Here is a 21,024-nt window from a genome sequence, read left to right as displayed (position 1 = left end):
TGTGGTTCCCCCACCTCGGCCGTACGGTCAGTGCCCCCGGGTGATCGACGAGCGGCGCCACCCGATCGGTTCCCGTGGTTCCCGGTGCGCGTACCCCCGTTGAGGGCCTGTCAGGCCCGTACGCCCCCGGCGCGTACGCGTCAGACCAGCGCGCGGCCGATCAGGTAGACCGCCGGAGCCGCCGCGGTGAGCGGCAGCGCCACGCCCGCCGTCATATGGACGAACCGCGACGGGTAGTCGTAGCTCGCCACCCGCAGCCCGATCAGCGCGCAGACGCCCGCCGCGAGGCCGAGGAGCGCGCCCTGACCGCCGTACTCCGTGAAGCCCCCCACCGCGATGCCGGCGCCCGCGCTCGCGAGCAGCGCCAGCACGACGGAGGCGGCACCCGGCAGCGGCAGCGCACGGGCGAGCACGGCGGCCGCGACCGCCACTCCGCCGACCGTCACCGCGTCCGGTACCGCCGCGAGGTGCCCGGCGGCGAGGACCGTCAGGGCCGCCGAGACGACCGTGGCCATCAGCCCGGACATCCGCTCCTCGCCGGTCGCGGGGGAGCGGAGCTGGAGGACCACCGTGAGCAGCACCCAGACCCCCAGCGTGCCCAGGAGCGCGGCCGGCCCGTGCTCCCGGCCCGCCGCGAGGAGCGCGACATCGGCGACGAGGCCGCCGGCGAAGGCGAGCGCGATGCCCTGGCGGGCCGGCCACATGCCGTTGAGCCGGAACCAGCCGGCGGCGGTCACCGCCTGGAGGAGGACGAGCGGGACGAGCAGCACGTACGAGCCGATGGCCGCGGCGCCCGCGAGGAGCAGGCCGAGCACGGCGGTGATCGCGGCGGGCTGCATGCCGGGCGCGATGATCGGCGACCGGCCTTCGGCCCGGGCTCGTTGGGCGTCGGTGATCCGGGCGTTGCCGAGGGTGGTGGGCGCGCTGTAGCCGTCGGGGCCAGGCTGGACCGGCTGCGCGGCCGGAGGTACGGGAGCGGGAGCGGCGGCGGCCGGAGTCGGGGCCGGAACCTCGGGCGGCAGCGGGAGCGAGCCGGAGGCGCCCTGAGGGGGCAGATACGGCTGCGGCTCCTGGTGCTGGGGGTACTGGTGAGGCTCCTGGTACGGCTGGTGGTGCTGGGGCTCCTGGCGCTGAGGCTCCTGGTACTGCGGCTGCCGCGTCCCGTACGGGTCGTGCTGCTGCCCCGTCCCGTACGGGTCCGGCTGCGCGGCTCCGTACGCCTGCGGCTCCGGCTGCCCGTAGCCCTGGCCCTGCGGCTGCCCGTACCCCTGCGCGTCCACCGGCCCCTGGTCCCGCTGGATCGTCGGCTGGTACTGCGTGTCCCAGGTCGGCGCCTGCCACGTCTGCGTACCGCTCTGGTCGTAGCCGCCCGGCTCCTGGGGCAGCGCGGACTGCCCGGCCGTCCCGTCGGGCCAGTGCTGCGGCTGCTGGGGCTGGGGCTGGGGGTCGTACGGATACGGGTACTGCTGATCGCTGCTGCTCATGGCCTGCGGTTCACCCTCCTGCGAACGGCGGGAGCACCTCGACCGTGCCGCCCTCGGCAAGGCGTACGGTCTCATGCCCACGGGTACCGACGGGGTTGCCGTCGATGAGGAACGAGCACCGCTGGAGCACGCGGCTCAGCTCGCCGGGGTGCCGCTCGCGTACCGCGTCGAGCGCCTCGGCGAGGGTCTCCGCCGCGTACGGCTCCTCCGCGGTGCCCGCGGCGGCCTTGGCCGCGGCCCAGTAGCGGATCGTCCCCGCTGCCATGGCGCCACTCCTTCGGTCGGTTCGTCGGACGCGTGGTGCGTCGGCTCTCCATGATGGGTCACGCGGAGAGCGCGCCCGTCGCCCAGTCGGCGATCCGGGCCAGCAGGGCGTCGTCCGCCGCGTTCTCCGCGTGCCCCATCCCCCGCTCCAGCCACAGCTCCGCACCGCCCTCGCCCGCCGCGTCGGCCAGCATCCGGGGGTGGTCCAGCGGGAAGTACGGGTCCCGGTCGCCGTGCACGAGCAGCAGCGGGGCCGGGGCGATGAGCGGTACGGCGGCGACCGGGGAGAGCGGGACGGGGTCCCAGTCGTCGGTGGCGATCCGGGTACGGAGTCCGTACCGCCCGACGAGGCGGCCCGAGGGCCGGGTGACCACCCAGTGCAGCCGGCGCATCGGGGCCGTACCCCGGTAGTACCAGCGGGCCGGAGAGCTGACCGAGACCACCGCGTCGGAATGCGCCCCCGAGTGCGCCTCCGTGCGCCGCTCGCGCACCGGTACACGAACGGCCCTGTCGCGTGCATCCGATGCGTCCGTATACAGAGCGCCGTGCCGGAGCACCACGGAGCCGCCCATGGAGAACCCGACCGTAACGACCCGGCGATGCCCCAGGGACCGCGCCCACACCACCGCGGCGGCCAGATCCAGCACCTCGCGGTCGCCCACCGTGGAGCGCCCGCCGGACCGCCCGTGGCCCCGGAACGAGAACGTGATCACGGCCGCACGCTGGGAGAACACCCGAGCGGCACGGCGTACGGCAGGCCGGTCGACCGAGCCGGTGAAGCCGTGCGCCACGACGAATACGGGGGTGTCGGCCACCGCTTCCGCACGGGTCCCGGGGGATGCGCCGAAACCGGCCGTACACGGTTCGTACACCGCCTCGACCGGGGTCCCGTCATCGGTGAGCAATGTGGCGAACCGTGGGACCCGCGTGAGCAAGGGAACAGAAGAACCCGGGAATCGACCCTCGGACGCGGAAGTCATGTGGGCTATTCTGCTGCGAAGAGGACCTGGGCAATGCAGCCCCCGGGTCCTTTTGTGCTTCCCGGGCGTTGTTACACAGACGTTTCGAGAAGCTCAGCGGTCCCCGGGGCGCGGGACCGCACGTAATACACGTAATACCGGCTTGACGTACGAAGCAGTGCCGCATACTCCCCCGGGTCCGACCCGGGAGTGCCCCTCTCGCAGGGAACGAGGAGGACCGACGTAATGGGCGAGCGAACCGTGCACCACGATCGACCGAACCAGGCAGGTGGGCGGCGATGAGTTCACTGCTGCTGTTGACGAACGCACTCCAGCCGTCGACGGAGGTGCTCCCCGCCCTCGGCCTCCTGCTGCACAGCGTGCGGGTGGCCCCCGCCGAGGGCCCGGCCCTGGTGGACACCCCGGGCGCCGACGTGATCCTCATCGACGGGCGCCGCGACCTCCCGCAGGTCCGCTCCCTCTGTCAGCTGCTGCGGTCCACCGGACCGGGCTGTCCGCTGATCCTGGTGGTCACCGAGGGCGGGCTCGCGGCCGTCACGGCGGACTGGGGCATCGACGACGTGCTGCTGGACACCGCGGGGCCGGCGGAGGTGGAGGCGCGGCTGCGGCTGGCCACCGGTCGCCAGCAGATCACCTCCGACGACTCCCCGATGGAGATCCGCAACGGCGACCTCTCCGTCGACGAGGCCACGTACAGCGCGAAACTCAAGGGCCGGGTCCTGGACCTGACCTTCAAGGAGTTCGAGCTGCTGAAGTACCTGGCCCAGCACCCGGGCCGGGTCTTCACCCGCGCCCAGCTCCTCCAGGAGGTCTGGGGCTACGACTACTTCGGCGGTACGCGGACGGTCGACGTCCACGTCCGGCGGCTGCGCGCCAAGCTCGGCCCGGAGCACGAGTCGCTGATCGGGACCGTCCGCAACGTCGGCTACCGCTTCGTCACGCCGGAGAAGGTCGAGCGCGCCGCCGAGGAGGCGAAGGAGCGGCAGGCCGCTCAGCGGCAGGCCACCGGGCCCGTCGCCCGATCGGAGCAGTCCTCTGCGGCCGCAGCGAAGGAAGAAGCCCCGGTGGAGGCTGCCAAGAGGTAGTTCCATCCGCGTAGACTGCCGCGCGTGGCCAAGGTGACGCGGGACGATGTGGCGAGACTGGCGGGGACGTCGACCGCGGTCGTCAGTTACGTCATCAACAACGGACCCCGGCCGGTCGCCCCGGCCACGCGCGAGCGGGTGCTCGCCGCGATCAAACAGCTGGGTTACCGGCCGGACCGGGTCGCCCAGGCCATGGCCTCGCGGCGGACCGACCTCATAGGAATGATCGTCCCCGACGCCCGGCAGCCCTTCTTCGCGGAGATGGCGCACGCGGTGGAACAGGCCGCCGCCGAGCGCGGAAAAATGGTGCTCGTCGGCAACTCGGACTACCGCGACGAGCGCGAGGTCCACTATCTGCGGGCCTTCCTCGGTATGCGGGTCTCCGGGCTGATCCTGGTCAGCCAGGGGCCCAGCGAGCGCGCGGCGGCGGAGATAGAGGCGTGGGACGCCCGGGTCGTGCTGCTGCACGAGCGGCCCGAGGCGATCGACGACGTGGCGGTCGTGACGGACGACGTCGGCGGCGCCCAGCTCGCCACCCGCCACCTCCTGGAGCACGGCCATCCGTACGTGGCGTGCCTCGGCGGCACGGAGGAGACCCCGTCGGTCGGCGACCCGGTCGCGGACCACGTCGAAGGGTGGCGCCGGGCGATGCAGGAGTCCGGCCGCTCGACGGAGGGCCGGCTGTTCCAGGCTCCGTACAACCGGTACGACGCCTATCAGGTGGCCCTCGGCCTGCTCGCGGGCCCGGACCGGCCGCCGGCGATCTTCTGCGCCACGGACGACCAGGCCATCGGCGTGCTGCGGGCGGCGCGTGAGCTGCGCATCGACGTGCCGGGTGAGCTGGCGGTGGCGGGCTTCGACGACGTGAAGGAGGCCGGGCTCACCGATCCGCCGCTGACGACGGTCTTCTCCGACCGGCCGGCAATGGCGCGGGCGGCGGTGGACCTGGTGCTGGACGACTCGCTGCGGGTCGTGGGTTCGCGGCGGGAGCGGCTGAAGCAGTTCCCCTCGGCGCTGGTGATCCGGCGCTCGTGCGGCTGCGGGGAGCCGACGGCGTAGGACCGGGCCCGCTCAGGCCTTCGCAGCGGGCACAGGCGTCCTTACAGCGGGCATACGCGCTTCTTCCGGGCTTCTCAGGACGTACTCAGGCTGCTCTCATCTTCGGTGGCCAGCCTGATGGACATGACGGAGAACCTTCGCCCGAGCGGCGCGCACCCGACGGACCAGGACCCGACCCCGTACGCGTACAGCGACGCGGCACACGAGGGCGGCACGGCGTACCACGGCACGGCAGGCGGCTACCCGCCCCCGCCCCCGTACGCCCCCACCAACAACCACCGCCGGGCCAAGCGGCCGGTGGCACTGCTGGCGGCGGTCGCGCTCGCGGCGGCGGTGGTCGGCGGCGGTACGGCGACCCTCGTCGGCCAGCTGAACAACGGCTCCGCCCAGGCGACCGGCTCCACGGGCACGGTCCAGGGCACCACCGTCTCGCAGAGCAGCAAGGGCACGGTCTCCGGCGTCGCGGAGGCGGTCTCCCCGGCCATCGTCGAGATCGGCGCGGCCTCCTCTGCGGGCAGGTCCACCGGGTCCGGGGTCGTGATCACCGACGACGGCGAGATCGTCACCAACAACCACGTGATCTCCGGCGCGCAGCAGATCGAGGTCACGCTCTCCACCGGCAAGACGTACACCGCCGACGTCGTGGGCACCGACCCCGACAAGGACCTCGCGCTCATCAAGCTGCGCGGCGCGAGCGGGCTGAAGACGGCCACGCTCGGGGACTCCTCGCAGGTCAAGGTGGGTGACGAGGTCGTGGCCATCGGCTCGCCGGAGGGGCTGACGGGCACGGTCACCAGCGGGATCATCTCCGCGCTGGACCGGGACGTGACGGTGGCGAAGGACGACTCGGGCGACTCGGGCCAGAACCAGGGGCAGGGCGGCGGAAGCGGTCAGTGGCCGTTCGAGTTCGGCGGCCGGCAGTTCAACGGCGACACGGGCGAGAAGACGACCACGTACAAGGCGCTCCAGACCGACGCGTCGCTCAACCCCGGCAACTCCGGCGGCGCGCTGATCAACATGGACGGCGAGATCATCGGCATCAACTCCGCCATGTACGCGCCGAGTTCCTCGGCGGCGGGCAGCGGTTCTTCGGCGGGCAGCGTGGGCCTCGGCTTCGCGATCCCGGTGAACACGCTCAAGGCCGACCTGAACACCCTGCGCGCGGGCGACGGCTCCTGACCGTGCGAGGCTGAGACCGCCCCACCGGCCGGAACGAGAAGAGGACGAGACCGCGATGAGCCCCGCCGAAGACGATCCGCAGCGCATCCTGATCGTCGACGACGAACCGGCCGTACGCGAGGCGCTGCAACGCAGCCTCGCCTTCGAGGGGTACGGCACGCAGGTGGCGGTCGACGGGTACGACGCGCTGGCGATGGCCGAGGCGTACGCCCCCGACCTCATCGTCCTGGACATCCAGATGCCGCGTATGGACGGCCTCACCGCCGCCCGCCGCATCCGCGCCACCGGCTCCACCACGCCCATCCTCATGCTCACCGCGCGCGACACCGTCGGGGACCGGGTCACCGGTCTCGATGCGGGGGCGGACGACTACCTGGTGAAGCCGTTCGAGCTGGACGAGCTGTTCGCCCGGATCCGGGCCCTGCTGCGCCGCAGCTCGTACGCGGCGGCGACGGCGGGCGCGGAGGTGTCCGACGACGACGTGCTGTCCTTCGCCGACCTGCGGATGGACCTGGCCACGCGCGAGGTCACCCGGGGCGAGCGGCGCGTCGAGCTGACCCGTACGGAGTTCACGCTGCTGGAGATGTTCCTGGCCCACCCGCGCCAGGTGCTGACCCGGGAGCAGATCCTGAAGGCGGTCTGGGGCTTCGACTTCGAGCCGAGCTCCAACTCGCTGGACGTGTACGTGATGTACCTGCGCCGCAAGACGGAGGCGGGCGGCGAACCGCGCCTGGTCCACACCGTGCGCGGGGTCGGCTACGCGCTCCGTACGGGCGGGAGCGGCGAGGCGTGAGCACGGCGGCACCTCCCCCCACGAGCGAGGCTCCTCCCGCGGGCGAGGCGAATCCCTCCAGGAAAGGTCTCGTACGGCGCTTCCGCGCGCTGCCGCTGCGCTCCCGGCTCGCGCTCCTGGTGGCCACGGCGGTGGCGGTGGCGGTCGCGGCGGTGGCGGTGGCGTGCTGGTTCGTGACCCGGGCCCAGCTGGAGGACCAGCTGGACGACTCGCTGCGCAACGCGAAGATGGACAACGAGCCGATGCGCGACCTGCTGACGTCGTGCCTGAGCGGCGGGCAGCTGCCGGCTCAGGAGTTCCCGGGCCAGTACACCGTGCAGATCGTGGCCGCGAACGGCAGCTACTGCACGGCCCCGAACACCACGCCCGTCCCCGCTCAGCCGAGCGACGTCGACGTGGCGGCGGGCCGGAAGACCGACGCCCTGCACACGACGGAGAACGACGACGGCAAGGACATGCGGGTCTACACCCGCAAGCTGCCGCCGGTGGTCAGCTCCGGCCAGGCCAACAACCAGCTCGCGGTCTCGGTGGCCCGCCCGCTCAGCGAGATCGACGCGCCGCTCTCCACACTCGCCTGGGTCCTCGCGCTGGTCGGCGGCATCGGCGTGATCGGCGCGGGCGCGGCCGGGCTCTGGGTGGCGCGGGCGGGCCTGCGCCCGGTGGACGAGCTGACGGAGGCGGTCGAACACGTGGCGCGCACGGAGGACCTGACGGTCCGCATCCCGGTGGACGGCGAGGACGAGATCGCCCGCCTGTCGCACTCCTTCAACTCCATGGCGGCCCAGCTCGCCTCGTCCCGCGACCGCCAGGCGCAGCTGATCGCGGACGCGGGCCATGAGCTGCGCACCCCGCTCACCTCGCTGCGGACCAACGTGGAGCTGCTGGCGCGCAGCGACGAGACGGGCCGGGTGATCCCGCCGGAGGACCGCAAGGCGCTGATGGCCTCGGTGAAGGCCCAGATGACGGAGCTGGCGGCCCTGATCGGCGACCTCCAGGAACTGGCCCGCCCCGACGCCGCGGGCCCCGGCCCGCTCCAGGTGGTGGCCCTGCACGACATCACCCGTACCGCCCTGCAACGCGCCCGCCTGCGCGGCCCCGAGCTGACCATCACCGCCGACCTGGCCCCCTGGTACGTACGGGCCGAACCGGCGGCCCTGGAGCGGGCGGTCGTCAACGTCCTGGACAACGCCGTGAAGTTCTCCCCGCCCCGCGCCACGATCGACGTGCACCTGCACCGGGGCGAGCTGACGGTACGGGACCGGGGCCCCGGCATCCCCGCCGAGGAGCTCCCGCACGTCTTCGAACGCTTCTGGCGCTCGCCCTCGGCCCGTCAGCTCCCCGGCTCGGGCCTGGGCCTGTCCATCGTGGCCCGCACGGTCCAGCAGGCGGGCGGCGAGATCACCCTGAGGCCGGCCCCGGACGACGGCCCCGGCACGGTCGCGACGATCAGGCTGCCGGGGGCGCCTACGCCGCCGCCGGGGATGTGAGGGGGCCGGGGATGCGGGCATCCCCGCGCGGCGCGGACGGGCCTCTCAGAGACGGCGCCGGAATTCGGCGGCGAACTGGGGCGCACCGCCCGCGCCGATCCTGTCGTCATGGCGGACAAGAGCGCGGCATACCCCGTTACCAGGCTCTCCGGAAATGCTCCCGCCATGGCATCGACAAGCCCCTTGGCCTTCAGGGGCCCGATCCGCTCGGCGACGTTCCTGGCCAGCTCGTCCAGGATGTCGGCCGACCACAGAGGCTCGTAGAGTTCGGCCTCCGCGAGTCGCAGCAGAGTGTCCCTGAGGTAGTTCGGGTACAGGACACACGTGTCCAGCACGACGCGCTGCACATCGCTCCAGTCGGCTCGGCGGAATCGGGCGGTCAGTCCCCGTAGAGACCGGACTCCTCGGTGAGTCTGGCCAGCTCGTCCAGCCCTCGGCCACGTTGCGAGCGCCGTGCCTCCTTGTAGTCGAGGACATCCGCGAGAAGGACCCTGCGGTGCCTTCCGGGCCGGTTGAACGGCAGACCTCCCCCGTCCAGAATCTTGACGAAGGTCGGCCTGCTGACGCCGAGCAGGTCGGCGGCCTCTTGGGTGGTCAGCGTCGTGTTCACGGGCGCGACGGTCACCGCCTTGCCGTCCGCCAGGGCGCGCACCACCGCCATGAGCGCCTCGTAGACCTCCGGAGGCAGGCTGTGGGTGGCACCGTCGGGCCCCCGGAGCAGAGCGGGCTCGACAGCAGCCGGAGTCCGGTCGAGGAAGGTCCGGAGTTCGGCGATCTCCTCACGGTGCTCAGGCAGGAGCGTGCGGTCTTCCGCGGTGCTGCGCATGGCTCTGTCTCCTTTGAGAGTGAACCCAGCATCGCACAATTCGAAAGAAACGCAAGCAGGGCTTCCGGGGTGCGGCTCCCCCGGAAGCCCGCCCCCTCACCCCACCGGATTGTGCCGGATCAGCGACTCCACCAGCCCGCCGCGCTGGTTCGGGTAGTCCAGCGGGACGATGCCGAGCCCCGTCCACCCGGCGGTCTCGGACCGCTCCAGGAACGAGTGCACCTGCGGGTTGAGCCGGTCGGCGTTCCAGCGGGGCGGCATGAGGGCGGCGGTGGAGACGTAGTTCATGTAGAACTTGCCCGGCTGCTGGACCGCCTTGCGGAACTGGGCCTCGATCTTCGGGTACTTGGCGAACGGCTCCGCCATGTAGTCGTCCTGGATGTCGAAGACGGCCGGATCGCCGTAACGCACGCCCGGCAGCCCGCCGTTGTCGGCCAGCAGCACCACCTTGCCGCGCGCCCCACCCAGCGAGGGCAGCGTCGAGTCGAGCCGGAACAGCGACCGCCACCCCCGCCCGTCGAGGTAGTCGTCGAAGATCGCCCGGAACGCCGCGTCGCTCTCGGAGGAGTACTCCTGCTTGACCCGCATCAGCACGGTCTCGGTCGGCCGCGCGGCGAGGAAGTCCCGGCAGGCGATGAGGACATCGCCGAACATCATGTTCTGGAACGCGGCCCCGTGATGGATCGCGAAGGAGCCCGAGGTGATCCGGCACCGTACGTCGAGAAAGCGCACCCCGCTCTGCAACTGCTGCGCGATCGTGGTGTTCTGGCACTCCGCCCACGGCCCGCCGAACCGCGCGCCCGAGTCGTGCGTCCCCGGGATCGTCAGCCGCTGGAGCGCGGTGCCGTCCGGCAGCCCGCCCATCCAGTCCTGCGTCCCCCGCACCGCCTTCCGCGAGGCGGCGACGGCGGGCGCGGCCCCGATGACGGCGGTGGCGGAGACGGCGAGCGCACCGGCCAGGAAACCTCTGCGCGTACTCAAGAGGCCAGAGGTGGAAGGGTGGTTGGACGGCGTGGACATGGGAGCGCCTCCAAGGGCTGTGGGGGGCGGAGCCCTTGGATTCTGACGCGCGCACGTCATGACGGGAAGGGGGCGGCTGGGGCGGCCCTGTGCCGTTCGGGGTTTCCGGCCCGGGTGACGGAGGAAGACGGGTAGCGGACGGACCGAGGCACCGAGCGCCGGACGGGGAGAGAGCCATGGTGGCCGCCGACTGGGTGGGAGACCGCAAGCGCCTCGCGGAATGGGTTCCGGAGGGTGAACGGATGACGGCCGGCTGCCTGGTGGTCCACGAACGCCGCTGGGGAGGCCTGGTGGAACGGCAGGCGTCCCTGCTGCTGACCGACCGCAGAGTACGCCTGCTGCGCCACCGGGGCGGCGACCCGCGGTACGGCATACGCGGAGTGCTGTTCGAGATGATGCGCGGTGAGGGGGAAGCGACCTGCGTCGATCCCCAGGTGCGCGTGCAGTTGGACCACGGCCAGGAGATCGAACTGCGCCGGCATGACGGAGAGACGCAGCGGGTGCGCGTCAGCGAGTACGACGCGGTGCACGCCCGGGCGCTGTACGAGGCGTTCCCGCCCCCGGCACGGGAGGAGGAGTTCCCGCCCCCGGCACGGAAGACCCCGTGACGCGGTGAGCCGGAGGGCCCCGCGCGGGGGCCCTCCCCCGGCCCGGCGGACGCCTCAGGCCGCGTGCTGGTACGCCGGGTAGGTCACGTACCCCGCGTCACCCCCCTGGAAGTACGTCTCCGCGTCCTCGGCTGCGAGCGGCAGCCCCGCGCGCAGCCGTTCCACCAGGTCCGGGTTGGCGATGAAGGCCCGGCCGAAGCTGATCAGGTCCGCCCCCAGGCCGAGCCAGCGGTCGGCGTCCGGGCGCTCGGCCCGCCGCGTACCCAACGGCAGCACCGGGTTCATGATCAGGGCGCCGGGCCACGCGCGGCGCAGGGCCACCAGGATCTCGTCCTCGGCCGTCGCCTCCAGGTGCACGTACGCCGGTTCCAGCCGCGCCAGCTCCCCCAGCAGTACGGCGTACAGCTCGGGTACGTCCTTCTCCTCGACGCCCCAGAACGTCCCGCCCGGCGACAGCCGGATGCCGGTCCGCGCCGCGCCCACGGCGTCGATCGTCGCCTCCACCGCCTCGACCGCGAACCGTACGCGGTTGGCGACCGACCCGCCGTAACGGTCGGTCCGCAGGTTGGCGTTGGAGGAGAGGAACTGGGAGATCAGGTAGCCGTTGGCGCCGTGGAGCTCCACCCCGTCGAACCCGGCGTCGACGGCCCGGCGGGCGGCCGCCGCGTACGACTGCGCGTGCTCGGGCACCTCGGCGGTCTCCAGAGCCCGGGGCATCGGCGCCGCCTGCGGCCCGCTCGGCGTGAACACCTCACCGACCGCCGGTACGGCCGAAGGACCGACCGGCACGAGACCGTTCGTGTCGGGGTGCGAGACCCGCCCGCCGTGCATGATCTGCGCGAAGATCCGCCCCCCGTTCGCGTGGACGGCGGCGGTGACCGGCCGCCACGAGGCGACCTGCTCATCGGTGTGCAGCCCCGGCGTACCCGGGTTCGACTGCCCGATCAGACTCGGCTGCACGCCCTCGCTCACGATGAGCCCGGCGGTCGCCCGCTGGGCGTAGTACGTCGCCATCGAGGGGGTCGCGAGCCCGCCGGCGGCGGCCCGGACGCGGGACATGGGGGCCATCACCACCCGGTTGGGAAGGGCGAGGTCACCGAGCCGGTAGCCGGTGAAAAGAGTGTCGGAGTGGGTCTCGGGGTGGGTGCCGGGGTGGGTGTCGATCAGGGTCATGCCGTCCGTCCTCCTCGTGACGCAGTGCCCGCGAACCGGGCACTGCGGCTACGCTAAAACCTGACATCAATGTCAGAGGCAAGCCCGACGAGGATCGAGAACGAAGAGGACGGACGACGGCATGCGCATCGGGGAACTCGCGAAGGCGGCCGGCGTCAGCGTCCGGTCCCTGCGCTACTACGAGGAGCAGGGCCTGCTCACCAGCACGCGCAGCCCCAGCGGGCAGCGCCACTTCCGGGACGCCGACATCGACCGGGTCGGCTTCGTCCAGCGGCTGTACGCGGCCGGCCTCTCCAGCCGCACCATCACGGAGCTGCTGCCCTGCGTGGACGCCCCGAGCGAGGCGACGTCCGACGCCGCCATGGAACGGATGGAGCAGGAGCGGGAACGGCTCTCGGCCCACATCGAGGAGCTGGTCCGCACCCGGGACGCCCTCGACGTGCTGATGGCCACGAACCGGGCCCACCGCAAGACGCTGCGGCGGGCCACGGCGGCCTGACCGGCCCTCTCTTCTTCACGAACGCGTGTCCAGGACCGGCTTTCCCCGGCCCTGGTCACGACGCCAGGAGCTGCCGCAGCGGCAACCGCAAGCTCGGACGCTTCGGACTCTCACACGCTTCGGACTCTCACACGCTTCGGACTGGGTGTTCATCGATCTCCGGCCACTCCGTACCGGCGGCGAAGTCGATCAGCCAGCCCCGGGCGTAGGCGGTGGCGGGCAGCTTGCGGCGCAGGACGCCGGGGGTCACCTCGTGCGGCTCCACGTCCTCGACCTGGATCACCGTCTTGAGGGTGTTCCGCGTGCTGGTACTGGCAGTTGCCTCGTCCGCCATGGCCCCACCCTGTCGCAGAACGGACGGCCGGGCGAGCCCCGAACGCGGGACGCCCCCCGCCTCAACGGCCCTTCGTGCAGAGCGCGCACACGCCGCATGGCACGGTTTCCGTGAACGACGCCGCCGTTGCCTCCGCCGGATCACCGGAGCCCACAGCGACGGGCCGCACGACCCACTCGCTCCACCCGCCCCCGTGCCGCAACGAGAACCCGCAGGTGCGGCCTCCGTACAGGGCCCCGAGAGCCCGGACCCGGCCCACCCCCTCGGCCCACCCCAGCGCCGGGCGCTCCGCCTCCGGTAACACGGCGAGCAGGGCCCGCGCCTCGTCCCGGATGCGCTGGATCGCCAGCTCGGGCGTGGTGGCGGAGTACCGCGCGAAGCAGTCGGGCTCGTCGCGGTCCTCCGAGGCGTAGGTGGACCGCTCGCACCAGTAGGCGTACGAGGGGGAGTCGGCGGGGTCCGGGATGTGTTCGAGCATGGCGCGACCTCCTGGCAGGACACCAGGGACGCCCCCTCCCTGCCGCCGGCGTGACGAGCTGCGGGGAGGGGGCGCCCTGGCACACGGCTCCCCCAACGGGCGCAGACGAAAGGGGAGTTGGCCGCCGCGTGACGAGGGCGGCACATCAGGAAGCTAGCGCGCCGAGCGCACCCGTATCAAGTGTTTGACGTCTAACGAGTGATTCTGCGCGCCTAAACAAGTGATACGAATGACAAGTGGCCCCCGCCTGCGCCGGCGGGGGCCACTGACTAACGGATCAGGACGGCTCAGGCGAAGTCGTCGAACTCGCCTTCCTTCGCTCCTCCGAGGAACGCCCGGAGCTTGGCCCGCGTCGTGCGGACGACCACATCGGGGTTGTCGCTCTCGCGCAGCAGGATCTCGCCGCCGTGCTCGGCAAGCTCCAGACAGTTGTTGCCCTCAGCCCCTGAGGACTTCGAGGACTTGCGCCACTGAATTTCCACGTACCTCACGCCTTCACACTTGTTGTGCGATCTCACGGATGAAGTCTCTCGACTTCCGAGGGTCGAGAGACAGCCCCTCAACCCGGTCCATCGTTGCTCGATAGTTCGCCAGACGCGTCTCGGCGTCCAGGAACGCGGGTCCGGTCGCCGTGTCCGTCTGCACGGTATCCAGCTGGGGAACAGGCCCGTAGACATAATGCGTCGAGCTTCCCGTCTCCGGGAAACCGCCAGCGGCGAACGGGACGATCTTGACGATGACATTGTCCCGCTCGGATTCGCGCAGCAGGTACGCCAACTGGCCCCGCGCGACGCCGGAGTCGCCGTAGACCATCCGCAGCGCCGCCTCATGGATGAGGAACGTGCAGGTGGGCGCGGCCTCCCGGTCCAGGACGTCCCGGCGCTTGAGCCGGTGCGAGAGCAGCCGACGCCTGCGGGCCAGCGGCAGCTCGGGCACCGCTTCCGCGAAGACGGCCCGAGCATAGTCCTCGCTCTGGAGCAGCCCCGGCATGTGCAAGAGCTGCACCGACCGGATGCCGGCCGCATGGTGCTCCAGCTCGGCCAGGTCGAGCGGTCCGCTGGTCAGCTCGTTCCGGTAGTCCTCCCACCAGCCGCGCCCCCGCTCCTCGGCCATCGCGACGAGCGCCTCCACGTACGCCTCATCGGCGCACGCATAGCCCGCCGCCCAGGTACGGACCCGCTCGCCACTCACTCCGAAGCGGCCCGACTCCGTGTTGCTGATGGTGGTGCGGTCCGTGCTGAGCAGGGCGGCGGCCTCGGCGAGGGCGAGTCCCGCGTTCTGCCGCATCTTGCGCAGCTCGGTCCCCACCCGGCACTGCCGCGCCGTGGGCGCCTTCCTCGGTGGCATCGGCCCCTCCTCTTCTCGCCCCACAGTGTCGCTGGAGGCCTCACCGTAATCCATCTGGTTACTCAATGGTCCAACTAAGTAGAACAAGTGAGACTTCGCGCTATGGTCCCCTCAGCGCCGCACTTCGGAGTCCCGAAGTACGCCTGTATGGCGGCATGTTCACACGCGCGCTCATGCAGCCGTCAACATGGGACCGAGGCGGCGGCCAGTTCGCAGAACCGGACCTCATGGGGAGACCGACATGTCCGCTGCAACCCCAACTCCCGTACATCCCAATCCCCTTGGCGGCGAGAGCTACCGCCTCACTCTCCCGAACACCGCCGCCGCGCCCAGAATCGCGCGGGACTTCCTCACCTCGCTGCTGCACCTGAGCCGCCACCCCGGGCTGGTCGACGACGCCCGCCTCTGCGTCACCGAGCTGGTCACCAACGCCCACCGCCACACCCGTACGCATCTCATCGGGGTCCATGTGGCCGTCAACCGGAAGCGGGTCACTGTCGCCGTATCGGATGACGGCGGGCCGGTACGCGAGGCGTTCGGCATGCTCGGCACCGCCACTGCCGGGCCGGAGGAGGAGCACGGTCGGGGGCTCGCTCTCGTGGAGAGCCTGGCGCTGGCGTGGGGCACGGGCAGCGGGGGCGAGCGGCACCCCGGGCGCACGGTCGTGTGGTTCACGCTGGGGCGGCCCGGGGTGACCACATGAGCGGCGGCGACTGGGGGCTGATCGCGGCGGCCACCACCCTCGGGCTGCTCGCGGCGTGCGTCGCACTGGCGCCGGGCCCCGAGGAGTGGCCCCGGCCGCAGAGGGCGGCACCGGACGAGAAAACCCCAGGTCAGTGGGGTCGCGAGCCCGGGAGAGCCGTGCATCACCTTCATAACTGTACCTTTCGGAAGGTACAGTTATGGCATGAGAACGGTACTGACCAAGAGGTCCGCGGAGACAGCTCCGAGTGCGCGGCGGCGCTGGCTGCTGCTGGCGGTGGTGAGTGCGGGGCTGCTCCTGATCACGCTGGACAACTCGATCCTGTACGCGGCGCTGCCGACGCTCGTGCAGGATCTCGGCGCGAGCAGCTCCGACGGGCTGTGGATCATCAACGCCTATCCGGTGGTGATGGCCGGGCTCCTGCTGGGCAGCGGCACCCTGGGTGACCGGGTGGGACACCGGAGGATGTTCCTGATCGGCCTGGTGGTGTTCGGCGCCGCCTCACTGGCCGCCGCGTTCTCCCCGACCCCGGAGGCGCTGATCGCGGCGCGGGCGTTGCTGGCCGTCGGGGCGGCGGCGATGATGCCCGCGACGCTGGCGCTGATCCGCGTCACGTTCGAGGACCAGCGTGAGCGCAACATGGCCATCGCGATATGGGGCACGCTGGCGATCGTCGGCAGCGCACTGGGCCCGATCATCAGCGGGCTGCTGCTCCAGAGCTTCTGGTGGGGGTCGGTGTTCCTGATCAATGTGCCCGTGGTCGTCGCGGCGATCGTGGCCACGCTGGTCCTCGCGCCACCCAACGTGGCGGACCCCGGCCGGAAGTGGGACCTGCCCTCGTCGCTGCTCGCGCTCGTCGCCCTGGTGGGTCTGGTCATCGCGATCAAGGAGACCGCGAAGCCGGAGCCGGCGCTCCTGACCGTCGTCGCGGCCGGGCTGGCCGCCGCAGTCGGCGGGTGGGCGTTCGCCCGGAGGCAGCGCCACCTGCCCGACCCGCTGCTGGACTTCGCGATCTTCCGCAACCGAGCCTTCCTCGCCGGGGTCCTGGCCGCCGGGTTTTCCCTGTTCGCCATCGCCGGTATCCAGCTGATCACGACGCAGCGGTTCCAGCTGGTGGAGGGCTTCACCCCGCTGCGCGCCGGGCTTTTGGTCGCCGCCGTCGCCCTGGGGGCGCTGCCGACGGCGATGGCGGGCGGGGCCACCCTGCACCGGATCGGGCTGCTGCCCATCATCGCGGGCGGCCTGGCCCTGAGCACGGTCGGCTCCGCGCTGATCCTGCTGACCTTCGACACCAGCATGGGGCTGCTCGTCACCGGACTGCTCCTCACCGGGGCGGGCCTCGGCGCGGCCATGTCGGTGGCCTCCAGCGCGATCATGGGCAACGTTCCGGCCCGCCGCGCTGGCATGGCGTCCTCCGTCGAGGAGGTCTCGTACGAATTCGGCAGCCTCATCGCGGTCGCCCTCCTCGGCTCCCTCCTGACCTCCGTCTATACCGCGACCATCGATCTGCCGGCCGGGGCCCCGGACTCCGCGCGGGACAGCCTGGACAGCGCGCTCGCCCAGGCCGGGAACCACCCGGGCCTGATCGACGCGGCGTCCACCGCCTTCGACGGCGCCTACTCCAGCGTCATGGTGGTGGTCACCGCCGTCATCGCCGTCGGTGCGATCATGACGGGCGTCCTCCTGCGCCGCCACGGCCCCGGATCGGCCCTTTCCACGCCTGAGCACTGACACCCGTCAGCATTGACACCCCCGAGCTCTCACCCCCTCCGAGCTCTCACCGCCTCCGAACCCTCACACCCTCCGAACTCTGACAACCTCCGAACCCTGACACCTTCGCCCAGGGAGCACCCATGCGGACGAGCAAACGAACCCAGATCCTCGAAGCGGCCACGCGGGTCGTGGAGCGCGAGGGCGTCAAGAGCGTCACCTTCGACTCCGTGGCCGCCGAGGCCGGCCTCACCAAGGGCGGCCTGCTCTACCACTTCGCCTCCCGCGACGACCTCGTACAGGCCATCCATCAGCACCTGGCCGACGCCTGGGAGGCGCAGATCGTCGCGGCGGCGGGCAAGCCGGCCGATCTGGCCACCCCTGAGGAGAGGCTGACCGCCTACAGCCGCGTCTCCTCCCAGAGCGCCAACCGGGCCGAACTCCTGCTCATGCTCGAAGGCTCCACCACTCCCGAGCTCGCGGCGCCCTGGGATGCGGTCGTGGAACGGTGGGCTCCGTCGCTGACCACGGACGACGCCGACGACCAGGTGGCGCTCGACCGGTTCATCGCCCGTCTCGCCGCCGACGGCCTGTGGCTGTACGAGTCCCTCAACACCGAACCGCTGGCCCCGGAGTTGCGCCGCGCTCTGGCCGAGCGGATCGCCGGGGCCCTCGCCCCCGAGGGGTCGTGAACCCGCGCTGACGACGGCTCCGGGCCGGGCCGGTTGTCAGTGGTGCGCAGCATGATCGGTCGTACGCGGCGGGCTCGCCCGGAGCCATCGAGGCCGTGCTCGACCAGGGGTACAGGGGGTGCTGTGCGCAGGCCAGTCGCAGGTGAAGTGCACGTCCACTACAGCCAGATCTACGTCCAGAGCGATCCCGACGGTACGAACTCCGGCTTCGGGGAGGCGTTCGCGGGGCAGAGCGGAGGGCTCTGCGGGGCGGCGGTCCCCGGTGCGCTGTGTATGGTCACCGGACTGCACACCGGCAGCGTCGGCTTCACCGTAGAGGTCCACGACGAGGAACCACCGCTGGCCCCGGAGTGGGAGGACGTCGTCGAGGTGTCCTTCCGGCCGGTCTCCGAGGACACCAGCCTGGTCCAGTGGGGAGGCGAGGCCGCCTGGGCCCTGGAACTCCCCGTGACGGACTACCGGGTGCGGTACAGCGCCCGGGGCATGGACAAGGGCCGCGATCTCGACACCAGAACGGCCAAGGAGCCGCAGGCGAACCGCTACCTCCTCCAGTTCTGGCCCGCGCCTCCCCGCCCGGACGGGGAGATCCGCCAGACCTCGCGGAACGCCGCCTACCGCCACGACTACGCACGCGGCCTGCCGCCCGCACCCACCCCTGAACAGCGGGCCGAAGCCGAACACCTCGCCCGACAGGCAGAGGAACGGGCCGCCGAGGAGCGGCGCCTGCACTACGAACGGTGGCAATGGGGCGGCCGGTTGCCCAGCGAGGCGCTGCGCGGTGCCCGGCTGAGCAACGTGCTCGGCCTCCTCCCCTTCGACAGCGACCTGGTGCACACGCTCGGCGCAGCGGACCCCGAGGTGCAGCACACGGTGGCGCTGCTGTCCGCGCGACGGGCCTGCGAGGCCGCCGGTCTGACCGACCTGCCGTGGGTCGCCGGCGCACTGGCAGCGCTGGAGGCGGGCCGGCCGCTGCCGCCCCCGTTCGACGATCCGGCCGGAGCGTGGGAGACCCTGCGCTCCGACCCCCGCGTCCCGGACACCTCGGTGCTGGAAGCGGTGCCGCCCGAGCGGCCCCCGTACCAGCCTCCACCACCCGGGCCAGGCGATCCGTACACCGCCGTGGATACGTTCCCCCGCCCACCGCGCGCCCTCCACCGGATCTCCCAGCCGCACTACGCGCTCCCCGCCGTGCTCGCCGCCGCAGGCCCCGCGCCGCTCGTGGCTGCACTGGACGCGGTGTGGCACGCGCTGAACACGTGCGGGGAGCGCTATCCGGCGTTCCTGGACGAGATCCGGGCGGTGTGCGCCGGCGCGGTGCCCGAACCCTCGACGTGGGACCGTGGCAGCCGGCCGACGGGCCGCGCCCCGAAATAGGTGCGCGCCCCGGACGAGGCGACACCGGGCGCAAGGTGGGGGGAGCCTTCGCCAGGCAGCAGCCGGAGTCCGGATCACGACGCCCTGAACCGCCGCCGGTACTCCGTCGGCGTCGTGTCAAGCCGCCGCCGGAACGCCCGTACCAGTGTGTCCACCGTGCCGAACCCGCAGGCCGACGCGATGCGTTCCAGCGTTGCGTCGGAGGACTCCAGCTCGTTACGGGCCTTCTCGACCCGGACGGATTCGATGTAGGCGTACGGGGTCATGCCCAGCTCGCTCTTGAAGATCCGGGTGAGGTGGCGGTCGCTGACGTGGGCGAACTCCGCCAGATCCATTACCGTCAGCGGCTCTCCGAGGTGCCGCAGGATGTGGTGGCGCAGGTCCTCGATGCGGCGGGTCGTCGCGACCTGCTCAAGGGGCACGCTGAACTGGCTCTGCCCGCTCGGACGCTTCACGTACATCACCAACTGCCGTGCCACGCGCAGCGCGACGGCCTCGCCGAGGTCGTCGGCGATCAGGGCGAGCGACAGGTCCAGGCAGGCGCTGATACCCGCCCCGGTCCACACGTCGCCCTCGCGGATGAAGATCGGGTCGGCGTCGACCTCCACCGCCGGATGCTCATCGGCCAGTTGGCGGGCGGTCGACCAGTGGGTGGTGGCGCGCTTGCCGTCGAGGAGACCGGCGGCGGCGAGGAGGTGGGCTCCGACGCATACGGAGGTGGTCCGCCGGGTCCGCCCGGCGAGGGTCTTCACCCGGCGGACCAGGGCGGGGTCGACGAGGGCACGCACCCGGCGCTCACCGTCGATCTCGACCGACCCGGGCACGATCAGGGTGTCGATGCTCCGCGTGGCCGCGTCCTGGAACGTGATGTCCGGGAGGATGCGGACCCCGGCGCCGGTGGTGACGGGCTCCAGGCTCTCGGCGGCGAGGACCACCTCGTAACCCGCCGCGTCATCCGTCTCGCGCCGGGCGAGCGAGAAGACTTCCGGCGGGCCGGTGACGTCGAGCAGGTCGACGCCGTCGAAGAGGACGATGACGACGAGTCGTCGGACCTGGTCCACTGCCCCGGCTCCTCGCTGGATCGCCACCTCATGTCGGTATCTGCATGTTAGCTGTCATTGCCGACATGCCGCAGGGGTCATAGCGTCGAGGGCAGGGCTCGCCGATGTCCGAGCCCCGCTCCCACCCCTCCACGGACGCCCCGAAGGCGGTACACCCATGTCCAGAACCACCCTGCGCGAACTCAACGGATTCGACGCGACCCCCGCCACCCTCCCCGGCTCGACGCTGATCCTGATCGACTTCCAGAACACCTACACGCAGGGCGTGATGGAACTCGACGGCTGGCAGGCCTCCCTCGACGCCGCCGCCCACCTGCTCGCCCGGGCCCGCGAGGTGGGCACCCAGGTCGTCCACGTCATCAACGACGGCGGCGAGGGAACCCCGTACGACATCCGGGCCGAGATCGGCCGCATCCACCCGGCCGTCGCGCCGGTGGACGGCGAGCCCGTCGTCGTCAAGCAGGCGCCGAACGCGTTCCACGGCACCGACCTCGGCACGTACGTCCCCGAGGGCCAGGACGTCATCGTCGTCGGCTGGATGACCCACATGTGCGTGGCGTTCACCGCGCAGGGCGCGTTCCTGCGCGGCAACCGCCCCACCGTCGCCGCGGACGCCTGCGCGACCCGGTCGCTGCCGCTCCTCGGCACCGACCTCGACGCCCGCCAGGTGCACGAGAGCGCTCTGGCCACGATCGGCGACCTGTACGGGGTCGTCGTCGCCTCCCAGAAGACGCTGGAGTGACGCCCCGGCCCGGCGCGAAGGAGCGCCGGGCCCGCCCGGGAACCCAGCAGCAGCCCGCCGGCCGGTGCCGGTATCGCCGCGCGCCGGTATTCCACGTCCGTCCCCCCGCCTCGCCCGCGCGCGCTC

At 71.9% G+C, this 21,024-nt stretch carries 22 protein-coding genes and 1 pseudogene; 12 read left to right on the top strand and 11 right to left on the bottom strand.

The window, feature by feature from the left end; translation table 11 throughout:
* Positions 1–140: 140 nt before the first annotated feature.
* From ACIRR8_RS31750 to ACIRR8_RS31740, 3 genes are read right to left on the bottom strand one after another with little or no spacing between them, the layout of a single operon-like run.
* Positions 141–1,484, bottom strand: a complete 1,344-nt coding sequence (locus tag ACIRR8_RS31750; protein WP_404071336.1) for a hypothetical protein — start codon at positions 1,482–1,484, stop codon at positions 141–143.
* Between the two features lie 10 nt (positions 1,485–1,494).
* Positions 1,495–1,749, bottom strand: a complete 255-nt coding sequence (locus ACIRR8_RS31745) for a MoaD/ThiS family protein (protein WP_404071334.1) — start codon at positions 1,747–1,749, stop codon at positions 1,495–1,497.
* A 58-nt stretch (positions 1,750–1,807) separates the two neighbouring features.
* A complete protein-coding gene (locus ACIRR8_RS31740; RefSeq protein ID WP_404071332.1) occupies positions 1,808–2,728 on the bottom strand; it encodes an alpha/beta hydrolase in 921 nt (306 codons plus the stop codon).
* Between the two features lie 278 nt (positions 2,729–3,006).
* Here ACIRR8_RS31740 and ACIRR8_RS31735 point away from each other — a divergent pair, with 278 nt between their 5' ends.
* The 5 genes from ACIRR8_RS31735 to ACIRR8_RS31715 all read left to right on the top strand — a co-directional run bounded on the left by ACIRR8_RS31735 (position 3,007) and on the right by ACIRR8_RS31715 (position 8,331).
* Complete coding sequence (locus ACIRR8_RS31735; protein WP_404071330.1) at positions 3,007–3,813, top strand: response regulator transcription factor; 807 nt, start codon at positions 3,007–3,009, stop codon at positions 3,811–3,813.
* A 24-nt stretch (positions 3,814–3,837) separates the two neighbouring features.
* Complete coding sequence (locus ACIRR8_RS31730) at positions 3,838–4,872, top strand: LacI family DNA-binding transcriptional regulator (RefSeq protein ID WP_404071328.1); 1,035 nt, start codon at positions 3,838–3,840, stop codon at positions 4,870–4,872.
* Positions 4,873–4,989: 117 nt separating this feature from the next.
* Positions 4,990–6,051 carry a S1C family serine protease gene (locus tag ACIRR8_RS31725; protein ID WP_404071396.1) on the top strand — a complete coding sequence of 354 codons (1,062 nt, stop codon included), beginning with the start codon at positions 4,990–4,992 and terminating at the stop codon, positions 6,049–6,051.
* 55 nt (positions 6,052–6,106) lie between these two features.
* Entirely contained in the window at positions 6,107–6,844 is a 738-nt protein-coding gene (locus tag ACIRR8_RS31720; RefSeq protein WP_404071326.1) for a response regulator transcription factor, read from the top strand.
* Between the two features lie 89 nt (positions 6,845–6,933).
* A complete protein-coding gene (locus ACIRR8_RS31715) occupies positions 6,934–8,331 on the top strand; it encodes an ATP-binding protein (protein ID WP_404071394.1) in 1,398 nt (465 codons plus the stop codon).
* Positions 8,332–8,710: 379 nt separating this feature from the next.
* Here ACIRR8_RS31715 and ACIRR8_RS31710 read toward each other — a convergent pair whose 3' ends face one another.
* On the bottom strand, positions 8,711–9,157 hold the full coding sequence (locus tag ACIRR8_RS31710) for a helix-turn-helix domain-containing protein (RefSeq protein ID WP_404071324.1): 447 nt from the start codon (positions 9,155–9,157) through the stop codon (positions 8,711–8,713).
* A gap of 96 nt (positions 9,158–9,253) precedes the next feature.
* A complete protein-coding gene (locus ACIRR8_RS31705; RefSeq protein WP_404071322.1) occupies positions 9,254–10,177 on the bottom strand; it encodes a phosphatidylinositol-specific phospholipase C in 924 nt (307 codons plus the stop codon).
* Between the two features lie 176 nt (positions 10,178–10,353).
* Between ACIRR8_RS31705 and ACIRR8_RS31700 the strand changes: the two genes are divergently transcribed.
* Positions 10,354–10,785 carry a hypothetical protein gene (locus tag ACIRR8_RS31700; RefSeq protein ID WP_404071320.1) on the top strand — a complete coding sequence of 144 codons (432 nt, stop codon included), beginning with the start codon at positions 10,354–10,356 and terminating at the stop codon, positions 10,783–10,785.
* A gap of 54 nt (positions 10,786–10,839) precedes the next feature.
* Here the strand turns inward: ACIRR8_RS31700 and ACIRR8_RS31695 are convergent, their stop codons facing one another.
* A complete protein-coding gene (locus tag ACIRR8_RS31695; protein ID WP_404071319.1) occupies positions 10,840–11,958 on the bottom strand; it encodes an alkene reductase in 1,119 nt (372 codons plus the stop codon).
* Positions 11,959–12,079: 121 nt separating this feature from the next.
* Between ACIRR8_RS31695 and ACIRR8_RS31690 the strand changes: the two genes are divergently transcribed.
* The gene (locus ACIRR8_RS31690) at positions 12,080–12,457 is read left to right on the top strand and encodes a MerR family transcriptional regulator (protein ID WP_404071317.1); all 378 of its coding nucleotides are present in this window, start codon (positions 12,080–12,082) and stop codon (positions 12,455–12,457) included.
* A gap of 145 nt (positions 12,458–12,602) precedes the next feature.
* Here ACIRR8_RS31690 and ACIRR8_RS31685 read toward each other — a convergent pair.
* The 4 genes and pseudogenes from ACIRR8_RS31685 to ACIRR8_RS31670 all read right to left on the bottom strand — a co-directional run.
* Positions 12,603–12,791: pseudogene (locus tag ACIRR8_RS31685) on the bottom strand (anti-sigma factor); the annotation flags it as partial.
* A gap of 61 nt (positions 12,792–12,852) precedes the next feature.
* The gene (locus tag ACIRR8_RS31680) at positions 12,853–13,269 is read right to left on the bottom strand and encodes a hypothetical protein (protein WP_404071315.1); all 417 of its coding nucleotides are present in this window, start codon (positions 13,267–13,269) and stop codon (positions 12,853–12,855) included.
* 287 nt (positions 13,270–13,556) lie between these two features.
* Positions 13,557–13,751: a DUF397 domain-containing protein gene (locus tag ACIRR8_RS31675; protein ID WP_161265410.1), complete on the bottom strand. Its 195-nt coding sequence runs from the start codon at positions 13,749–13,751 to the stop codon at positions 13,557–13,559.
* 13 nt (positions 13,752–13,764) lie between these two features.
* Entirely contained in the window at positions 13,765–14,616 is an 852-nt protein-coding gene (locus ACIRR8_RS31670; RefSeq protein ID WP_404071313.1) for a DUF5753 domain-containing protein, read from the bottom strand.
* A 241-nt stretch (positions 14,617–14,857) separates the two neighbouring features.
* Between ACIRR8_RS31670 and ACIRR8_RS31665 the strand changes: the two genes are divergently transcribed.
* The 4 genes from ACIRR8_RS31665 to ACIRR8_RS31650 all read left to right on the top strand — a co-directional run bounded on the left by ACIRR8_RS31665 (position 14,858) and on the right by ACIRR8_RS31650 (position 19,095).
* The gene (locus ACIRR8_RS31665; protein ID WP_404071311.1) at positions 14,858–15,319 is read left to right on the top strand and encodes an ATP-binding protein; all 462 of its coding nucleotides are present in this window, start codon (positions 14,858–14,860) and stop codon (positions 15,317–15,319) included.
* A 204-nt stretch (positions 15,320–15,523) separates the two neighbouring features.
* Positions 15,524–17,050 (top strand): MFS transporter, encoded by a 1,527-nt coding sequence (locus ACIRR8_RS31660; protein WP_404071309.1) that lies wholly within the window; start codon positions 15,524–15,526, stop codon positions 17,048–17,050.
* Between the two features lie 122 nt (positions 17,051–17,172).
* Positions 17,173–17,721 carry a TetR/AcrR family transcriptional regulator gene (locus ACIRR8_RS31655; protein ID WP_404071307.1) on the top strand — a complete coding sequence of 183 codons (549 nt, stop codon included), beginning with the start codon at positions 17,173–17,175 and terminating at the stop codon, positions 17,719–17,721.
* A gap of 123 nt (positions 17,722–17,844) precedes the next feature.
* Complete coding sequence (locus ACIRR8_RS31650) at positions 17,845–19,095, top strand: hypothetical protein (protein WP_404071306.1); 1,251 nt, start codon at positions 17,845–17,847, stop codon at positions 19,093–19,095.
* A gap of 74 nt (positions 19,096–19,169) precedes the next feature.
* Here ACIRR8_RS31650 and ACIRR8_RS31645 read toward each other — a convergent pair whose 3' ends face one another.
* On the bottom strand, positions 19,170–20,156 hold the full coding sequence (locus ACIRR8_RS31645; protein ID WP_404071305.1) for a GlxA family transcriptional regulator: 987 nt from the start codon (positions 20,154–20,156) through the stop codon (positions 19,170–19,172).
* A 157-nt stretch (positions 20,157–20,313) separates the two neighbouring features.
* On the opposite strand from ACIRR8_RS31645, the gene ACIRR8_RS31640 reads away from it, so the two are divergent.
* Positions 20,314–20,898, top strand: a complete 585-nt coding sequence (locus ACIRR8_RS31640; protein ID WP_404071304.1) for an isochorismatase family protein — start codon at positions 20,314–20,316, stop codon at positions 20,896–20,898.
* Positions 20,899–21,024 lie beyond the last annotated feature (126 nt).

This window comes from Streptomyces sp. NPDC101178, from assembly GCF_044767965.1.
Classification (GTDB): Bacteria; Actinomycetota; Actinomycetes; order Streptomycetales; family Streptomycetaceae; genus Streptomyces.
The sequence above is the reverse complement of the archived record's forward strand: the minus strand, read 5'-3'. Positions and strand labels throughout refer to the sequence as shown.